The sequence below is a fragment of the Phenylobacterium sp. genome (genome assembly GCF_036501465.1).
Lineage (GTDB): Bacteria > Pseudomonadota > Alphaproteobacteria > Caulobacterales > Caulobacteraceae > Phenylobacterium.
On sequence record NZ_DASYAF010000154.1, the window covers coordinates 1 to 3880 of the forward strand.

Sequence of the window (3880 nt, forward strand, 5' to 3'; positions counted from 1 at the left end):
GCGCGTCGCGGAAGATGCATCCGGGCGTCTTTGTCCGCTCGGTTTACTTCACCGATCCGAACGGCATCATGCTGGAGTTCGCCGCCTTCACCCGCAAGCTGACGCCGGAGGACGTGCGTCACCAGCCGGCCCACGCCGCCCAGCTTCAGGGCGTCTAGATGGCGCCACGCCTGCGCCAGGTGCCGCGCGCCGAGGTCACGTCCAAGACCATATCGCGCACCTACGATCTGTTGTTCGGCGACCGCGATCCGGTCGCCGAACCGGGCACCGACACCGGCACGCCGGGCGACTGGTGGACCGTCTTCGCCAATTCGCCCGATGTGTTCGACCACGCAGTGCGCGGCTTCGCCCTCTATCGTGACCCGGCCCGCAAGCTCGATCCGGTCTTGCGCGAACTGGGCCAGACGCGGGTGGGCTGGGCCAAGGCCAGCCAGTTCGTCTTCTCCCAGCACTGCAAATCCTTGCGTGGCCTCAATGTCGCCGAGGAGAAGATATCGGCCATCCCGCATTGGCAGGTGGCGACCTGCTACACGCCCGAGGAGCGGGCCGTGCTCGCCTATGCCGACTGCCTGGCGCTGCAGGCCGGGCGGACGCCGGAGGCGGTTTTCGAGGCGCTCAGAGCCTTCCTCGACGACGAGCAGATCCTCGAACTGACCTACATCGTCTGCCTCTACGACATGCACGCGGTGATGAGCCGGGCCCTGCGCACCGAATTCGACGACCGTGACGACCCGATCGTCGAAGTCGCCGCCCCGGAAAACTTCAGCGCCCGCGACTTCCTGGATACCGGGCGGCGGCCGGCCTGAGCAGAAAGGCGGCGCCAACGCTCCCTTCTCCCCTCGCGGGAGAAGGTGGCCGGTCGGAGACCGGTCGGATGAGGGGCCGCGCTGAACCTTCCACGACCGCGCGGAGCCCTCTTACCAACCACAGGCGCGGCCCCTCATCCGCCCCCGCCTTCGCGGGGGCACCTTCTCCCGCGAGGGGAGAAGGGACGCGGCGCGATTTCCGTTTGTTCTCATGTCCGACCTCGGCGCATCCTTGTCCACAAATGGGGGGACGCCTGATGAGACGGATCGTGCTGCTGGCGCTTGGCGCGGCATTGGCTCTAGCGCTCCGGGCCGCCGCCCAGGCGCCTTCGTCGGCGACCCATCGCGAGGTCGCGGTTCCGGGGCTCGACAAGCCCGTCGACATTGTCGTCGACCAGTGGGGCATTGCGCACATCTATGCGGCCAGCGTCCACGACGCCTTTTTCGCCCAAGGCTACAACGCCGCCCGCGATCGGCTCTGGCAGATCGACCTGTGGCGCAAGCGCGGGCTGGGCCGGCTGTCGGCGAGTTTCGGCCCGGCCTACGCGGCGCAGGATCGGGCGGCGCGGCTCTTTCTCTATCGCGGCGACATGGCGGCCGAGTGGGCGTCCTACGGCGCCGACGCCAGGCCCGAGGCCGAGGCCTTCGTGGCCGGGGTCAACGCCTATGTGGCGCAGGTGCGCGCCGGCGCGGCGCCGCTGCCGCTGGAGTTCAAACTGACCGGCAGCACGCCGGAGCCGTGGAGCGTCGACGACGTGGTCCGGGTGCGCTCGAACGGCCTGACCCGCAATGTCGATTCCGAGGTGGCCCGGGCGCGGGTGGCCTGCGTGGCCGGTCTGGGCGCCGACCGTCTGCGCCGCAAGATCGAGCCGCCGCATCCGCTGACCACGCCGGCCGGGCTCGATCCGTGCGACGTGCCGGCCGACGTGCTGGCCGACTACAAGCTGGCCACCAGGGACGTCAGCTTCGCGCCGAAGGGAACCACCGCGGCCGCCGACGACCGGCTGCATCTGGCCGACCTCGCCGCCGAGGCCGCGGCCGAAGGCTCCAACAACTGGGTGGTCGCCCCCTCGCGCACGGCCACAGGCCGCCCCATCCTGGCCAACGATCCGCACCGGACCCTGGGTGCGCCGTCGCTGCGCTATATCGTGCAGCTGACCGCGCCGGGCCTTTCGGTGATCGGCGCCGGCGAGCCGGCGCTGCCCGGCGTCACCATCGGCCACAACGACAGAGTAGCCTTCGGCATCACCATCTTCCCGATCGATCAGGAAGACCTCTATGTCTACGCGCTCAACCCGGCCAATCCGCGCCAGTACCGCTACAACGGCGGCTGGGAGGACATGCAGGTCGTCCATCAGACGCTGGAGGTGAAGGGCGAGGCGCCGCGCGACATCGAGATGGACTTCACCCGCCACGGGCCGGTGCTGAAGATCGATCCGGCTGCGCACCGCGCCTTCGCCATCCGCACCATCTGGTCGGGACCGGGCACCGCGGCCTATTTCGGCTCCGCCGGCTACCTGACCGCCGCGAACTGGACCGACTTCAGGAGCGCCCTGTCGCATTGGGGCGCGGCGACCTTGAACTTCGTCTATGCCGACACCGGCGGCAATATCGGCTGGATCGCCGAAGGCCGCGCGCCGGTTCGGCCCAACTGGGACGGGCTGATGCCGGTGCCCGGCGACGGCCGCTACGAGTGGAAGGGCTTCCTCAGTGAGGACGAGCTGCCCTCGGCCTACAATCCCGCCAAGGGCTGGTTCGCCACCGCCAATGAGCTGAACCTGCCGCCGGGCTATCCGGCCGAGGCGCGCAAGGTCAGTTTCGAATGGTCCGATCCCACCCGCGCCAACCGGATCAAACAGGTGCTGGCCGCCAACGACCACGTCAGCCTGGCCGACTCGATGGCGCTGCAGACCGACGACTATTCGATCACCGACATGCGCGCCGTGGCCCTGTTGCGCGGCCTGACCTCGACCGACCCGCGGGTGTCGCAGGCGCTCGACCTGCTGAGGGCCTGGGACGGCCATGTCGGGACAGACAGCGCCGCCGCCGCCATCGCCGAGGTCTGGGTGAACAAGCACCTGGGCGCCGCGGCGGTGCAGGCGGCGACGCCGGCCGCGGCGCGGGCGATCGTAGGCTCCGGCTCGCCGGACGCCGTGATCAGCGAGATCGAGCTTCAGAACGCAACGCGCGACTATTCCGGCCCGCCGCTAAGCGCGGTCCTCATTCCCAGCCTCAAGTCCGCCTTGGTTGAACTCGACACGCGCCTCGGCCCCGACATGGCCGACTGGACCTGGGGCGGCATCCACCACGCCACCTTCGTGCCGGCGGCCGCGGCGGCCGCCGATCCGGCGACCCGCGCCCAGATGACGCTGGGGCCGCTGGAACTGCCCGGCTCGGCCACCACGCCGCGCGCCGCCACCTATCGCATGGAGGATTTCGGCGCGATCGCCGGGGCCTCGGTGCGCATGGTCCTCGACGTCGGCGCCTGGGACAACAGCCGGGTGATCAACACGCCGGGCCAGTCCGGCGACCCGTTCAGCGCCCAGTATCGCGACCTCTTCCCGCTCTGGGCCGGCGGCCAGTACGTGCCGCTGCTCTATTCCCGCGCCGCGGTCGACCAGGCGGCGCGCACGGTGATCCGGCTGAATCCCGGGCCCTGATCCAGGGTTTTTGTGACTCAACCGTCACTTGATCGGCCGGCGGGCCCGGCGCACCGTCCGATCGGGGAGCCATCCATGGCCATGGCGAGTGAAAACGTCGCGCTCGGCGCTGGAAAGCAGCGCACCGGCATCAGGTTCTGGATCATCCTGGCGCTCAGCATCGGCGTCGGCCTCTATGGGCTGTCCTATCTCACCGGACACCCGGCCCCGCCCGGTCCGGCCGACAACCGCGCCGGCCTCGGCTGGCTGATCGTGCATGCGAGCTGCGCCGGTCTGGCGCTGCTGCTCGGCCCCTGGCAGTTCTTCGCCTCCATCCGGGCGCGGCGGCCGGCCCTGCACCGGCTGATCGGGCGCAGCTACGTCACGCTCTGTCTGGTCGGCGGTCTGACCGGCGCGGTGCTGGCCTGGAACACC

Annotated in this window: 3 protein-coding genes and 1 pseudogene; all 4 read left to right on the forward strand. The window is 70.1% G+C overall.

The window, feature by feature from the left end; translation table 11 throughout:
- Positions 1-158, forward strand: a pseudogene (locus VGL85_RS17510) (VOC family protein); the annotation flags it as partial.
- Positions 159-806 (forward strand): carboxymuconolactone decarboxylase family protein, encoded by a 648-nt coding sequence (locus tag VGL85_RS17515; protein WP_331590277.1) that lies wholly within the window; start codon positions 159-161, stop codon positions 804-806.
- A gap of 257 nt (positions 807-1063) precedes the next feature.
- Positions 1064-3466 carry a penicillin acylase family protein gene (locus tag VGL85_RS17520; RefSeq protein WP_331590278.1) on the forward strand — a complete coding sequence of 801 codons (2403 nt, stop codon included), beginning with the start codon at positions 1064-1066 and terminating at the stop codon, positions 3464-3466.
- Positions 3467-3541: 75 nt separating this feature from the next.
- On the forward strand, positions 3542-3880 hold a 339-nt coding region (locus VGL85_RS17525; protein WP_331590279.1), incomplete at its 3' end, for a DUF2306 domain-containing protein.

What these genes read in the sequence shown, in the direction of transcription:
- VGL85_RS17515 (WP_331590277.1), top strand. Translation starts at nt 159, where the DNA reads ATGGCGCCACGCCTGCGCCAGGTGCCGCGCGCCGAGGTCACGTCCAAG.
- VGL85_RS17520 (WP_331590278.1), top strand. Translation starts at nt 1,064, where the DNA reads ATGAGACGGATCGTGCTGCTGGCGCTTGGCGCGGCATTGGCTCTAGCG.